Origin of the sequence: Bradyrhizobium sp. 142 (assembly GCF_023074015.1) — a bacterium.
Lineage (GTDB): Bacteria > Pseudomonadota > Alphaproteobacteria > Rhizobiales > Xanthobacteraceae > Bradyrhizobium.
In genome coordinates this window covers 1-4,419 of sequence record NZ_JADPKQ010000506.1, presented here as the reverse complement: position 1 = coordinate 4,419, position 4,419 = coordinate 1, and the positions used below count along the sequence as shown (strand labels likewise).

The 4,419-nt window shown below is 58.7% G+C and carries 3 protein-coding genes and 1 pseudogene; 1 reads left to right on the top strand and 3 read right to left on the bottom strand.

The features are described from left to right. Positions 1-135 (bottom strand): annotated as a pseudogene (locus IVA82_RS45410) (IS110 family transposase); the annotation flags it as partial. Between the two features lie 260 nt (positions 136-395). On the opposite strand from IVA82_RS45410, the gene IVA82_RS45405 reads away from it, so the two are divergent. Beyond that, positions 396-1,229 carry a class I SAM-dependent methyltransferase gene (locus tag IVA82_RS45405; protein ID WP_247388938.1) on the top strand — a complete coding sequence of 278 codons (834 nt, stop codon included), beginning with the start codon at positions 396-398 and terminating at the stop codon, positions 1,227-1,229. Between the two features lie 280 nt (positions 1,230-1,509). Here the strand turns inward: IVA82_RS45405 and IVA82_RS45400 are convergent, their stop codons facing one another. Further along, positions 1,510-2,055 (bottom strand): hypothetical protein, encoded by a 546-nt coding sequence (locus IVA82_RS45400; RefSeq protein ID WP_247388937.1) that lies wholly within the window; start codon positions 2,053-2,055, stop codon positions 1,510-1,512. A 336-nt stretch (positions 2,056-2,391) separates the two neighbouring features. Further along, complete coding sequence (locus IVA82_RS45395; RefSeq protein ID WP_247388936.1) at positions 2,392-3,849, bottom strand: DUF2142 domain-containing protein; 1,458 nt, start codon at positions 3,847-3,849, stop codon at positions 2,392-2,394. Positions 3,850-4,419: the final 570 nt, after the last annotated feature.

Here is a 4,419-nt window from a genome sequence, read left to right as displayed (position 1 = left end):
TGCTTCTACCTGGCCGCGTGACCACTTCTGCCGCAGCACGATTGCGCCGCGCTGATCGTGGCCCACGATGTGGAACGAGTTCTTGCCGATATCGATGCCCATCACGGCGATCGCTGAGCTGAGTTTCTGAGACATGGCGTGCTCCTGTCTTGGGCGCCCCTTGCCAGCTTGTCGTGCTGGCAGGGCCGGAGCACGGCCGGACCATTCCATTATGACATGAGCTAGCAGCTTGGCGGCGAAACCTCCACTTTCACACCTGGCATTGTTCTCGCTTGAAATATATGATCTTCGGAGCGTGGCCTGGGCGGTCACGGAAAGGATATTTTTATCTGGCGCTTGGGGTTTCGAAAGCGGAGTCATTATCCGGCCGATATCTCAACTGCGGAGCAGGCTTCATGAACGACACCTCCTCGCAACTATTTTATTTCTACAATCGTCACCCCATCTCGCACGATATCATCGTTGCCAAACTGCGAACAAGCCGCGGGCATCTCAACAACTTGCGCCCGGAAGACCTGTATGCGCATGACCAGGACCACTATGGCGGTCTCAGCGCCACGGACGAACTGGCGCGACAGGCGCAGATCGGTCCCGGAACGACCGTCGTCGACTTTTGCGCCGGTCTTGGCGGGACGGTACGCTATCTCGCTCACAAATACGGAGCCAACGTCACCGGCGTCGAATTTACGCCTGTGCGCGCTGCAGGCGCGCAAGAACTGACTAGGCTTGTCGGCCTTCAGGAGACGGCGCGGATTGTTGAGGGCAACGTAATGAACGCCCCACTGGCCGACGCGAGCGTCGATGCCGTCGTCAGCCAGGAATCATTCTGTCACGTCCCGGATGTAAGAAGGGCACTGGCAGAAGCCAGGCGCATTCTGAAGGCAGGTGGCCGATTGGCTTTTACAGATTGGGTCGCCAATCAACCGCTTGCAGCCGCGGACGCGCAACTGATGTGGGACGGCATGGCAATTCAGCCGCTCCGTTCGATTCCGGACTATCGGCACTTGGTCGAGGGCGTTGGCCTGAAGGTGTTTTCGGTCACTGACCTGACCGAGGAATGGCGGCCGATCCTCAAAGAGCGGCTCGCGATGTACCAACGGCTGCGCGAGGAAGCGAGGCAGTCCGGAACTCCAGAGGGACACGACGCATTTCACGAGTCCTACATTCGATTTGTCGACCTCATTCAACAGCGCAAGCTCGGCGGAGTCCGAATTGTAGCAAACAAGTAGGCGGCAACGCTCCGTCCGCGCCCACGGGGTGATCAAATACGCCTCATGCTCATCGCTGACCTAGCTCAGAGCGCCGTGTCGTCTGCTTCCAGCACGTTAGTCGACTACGGTGATGCGAGCTATCCGGGGGCGGCGTTTGCCCCAACTGACAAATGTCCCGATATGGGCTATACTCGCCAGTTTCGTGCACGAAGGGTAGGAGACTCGCGCATGCACGTGGACGGAAGCTGCCGCGGCCAAGACCCAACGCGGAAATGATCTCTAACTGGCAAACCTCTAGCTAGCTTGGCTCCGCATCGGTTGCCATTAGGAACGGCCGGATTTCGCTTAATTCCGAAATGGACGGCATCGCCTTTGCTGCGGCACCTTCAGGACACCATGGATAAGGCAATTGCGACAACCAGTTCATCACCTGTCCATGATGATTAGACGATAAGATAACCATGGTTTCGATAGTTATCGTCAGATGTTGCACCAAGCCACTGGCCCCGAATTGCCAGTCGTAATAGCCGCAACCAACCCTGATCGACTTGGTCTCTTTCACCGACATGCCTACCAGCCAGCGGCACCGAAAGTCAGTCTCACCGTCCGAGGGAGCCCTATCTAAGCAGAAGGTGTAGATATTCTCGTAAGCTAGTCCAAAATCTCTCACGAGAACTTTCGTGATCTCTTCAATGCCTTTTGACGCAGGTGGGAAGGAGATGTTCTCAGTTTCAACTCTCATTTCCAGACTAGCGTCCGGCGTAAAAGCACTAGGCATGAGATCCGGACGATTTTCGTCCTTAGCGCGAATATAGGTTTGGATTGCACCAGAATGACTGCCCATCGTTCCACCACCTTCGAGAGTTGCCGTCCAACCCGTGAGCTATCGAGTATGATCGTCGCATAGCCGCCTATAAGCCGACAGCAGAATTTGTCTGTGCTTGGCAGATCGCATCAATTAGGCGGTCCAGCGACATGTCCGGAGTTGGCCCGTCGCCGACCTTCGCTTACAGGGCCGCTATGTCTGCCTTGAGGAGATAAGCCGACCCAGGGCAACTCGGTGCGGGAGTCAGCCTGTGTGGCATTGCGGACATGGCCGGGCTTGCTGGCAGCCCGACCGCGTCGCGAATGACCCGGACCTAACGGACGAGCGCTGCACATGTCCGCCCCCTGGCCCACATCACCAGTGCGCTTTCAGCACCGCGTCCACGGACGTCACTCCCGCAATCATTGAGCCAGTAATCGCGACCAGCGCGGGCACGCCGCGCGGTAATTCGAGGTTGGTCAGCGAGGCCATGAAGATCGCAGCCATGGGCAGGGCGATGACGAAGTAACGTCCTTGAACGCCCAAGACATGGGGCGAAGCGACAGGCGTGTAGGTGAGGAAAAAAATCAGATAAACCAACACAAAGTAGCTGAGGACGGCAAAGCCTGTCACGATCGCCACGCGCGCGCGCGTTCCACCCAGCGGCAGTTTTTGCAGCGGGACAAGCAGGAGGAGGGCCGTGAGCACGATATAAGTCCAGGGCCGAAGCACAATGTCCTGCCAGCCCAGGATGCCAATGAGTTCCGGCCACAGCGGGGCGCCCCATTCGCGCAGAGCCGTCCATGTCGCCAGCGGGAAATGAAATGGATGCTCCCACATATAAGCGAGTTTCCACAACGGATCAAACTGCTCTGCTGGATAGTGGTGTCCCTCGCGGACACGCCACGCCGCTACATCCGCTGAGACTCCGATCACCCACAGCGGCGACAGGATAACGCCCGGCAGTACCACGATCGCAATGCTCTTCCACCGGCCAAGGAGCTCCCTGAGCCGGCCTGACATCAACTCCAACAGTACGAAAACAATCTGCGGCTGTTTGGCGAGTACACATAGCGTCATCCATAGCGAGCGCTCCCAGACGCGCCCGCCAGAGGGCTTCAATGCGGCTCTGAAGCAGAGCGCGGTGATCACCAGCGCATAGCTGAGCGCCGCACCGTCCGCGCTAAGAACAACGCGGTTATAGAGCGACGCCGGCAGCATCGCGATCAACACGAACGCCCATGGGAGGGCCGGAGTGACCGCGATGGCGTAGGCAGTTACCGCCGTGAAAACGACCAGGCCGAGGAAGCGCATCAGGAACAGCAGTTCGGGTAAATCGAGGCTGAGCAGACGTCCGATAGCTGCCGCCAGTATATAAGGAGCATAGGCGACCGGACTGTAGCCCTCTGTGCCGGCAAACGGCGCGAACACAGGCGTTTGTGCGGCCCCATCATCTCTCGCGCCGATGATGTTATGATACTCGGCCATGACCTGGCCGTAGCGGAATCCCACGTCTCTATACCTGGCGAACCGTTCCCCTGAGTCCTTGAAGAAATGGAGCCGTTGGTAGAGCACGGGCTCCACAAAGATTCCCCTGCGGCCATTGATCTCGGTGACGGGCAGAAGCTCGCCTCGTGTGTACGAATAAATACGCAGAAAATGCGATATCTCGTCCGGCCCGCGTAGTGGCGGATTGACAACGATGATGGCCGATCCGAAGGAAAGCGAGAGCAAGGCAAAGACGATTGCCGGCCAACTCCCAAATCGCCTCCCGATGCGTGACAGCGCGCTCGCGGCGCCATCAGGCTTGTGCACGGAGGCGCCTTGCAGCATGTCATCACCCAATCATGAAATAGCGCGCTTCGAAATCCCGCTCCCCTCAGACCAGGGCCGATGATCTGTCGCCCGAGAGTATGGACGTCTGCTCATGGAAAGGCCACTTGAATCAACCGACCGCCAAGGGAGCTCGGCGACTCGAGGGCTCATGACAGTAGGTATCGGTGACGCTCAATCCGGCTTTGGACGCGCAGACGTGACGTCTGGAAGGCAGTGTCCTTTGTCCGCTCCTGGCCCAAGGCGAACATCACGATGGCGGTCCCGCACATCGGCTGTCGAGGTGAGACCGGACCTTGCAAAGGCGCGGCCGACTCGACGCAAATGACCCGTTGTGGACGTGCGAAGAGGCGGCTCGGAGGCCCCGATCTGGAGGGGTCGACGATGGGCTCACCCCGCCAGTCCTTAACCGCACCTGTGGTACCGCATTTTGGTACCTGTCCGTAGCGGGTGAAGATGTCGTACTTTTGTAGCTCGTGATCTGTCGCCTTCGTTGTGGAGGTGGAGCGGAGCCGGAAGGCGTGGACGGTTCCGCCGAGATGGTCATGCCACGGATACTGCCGCCGGGTT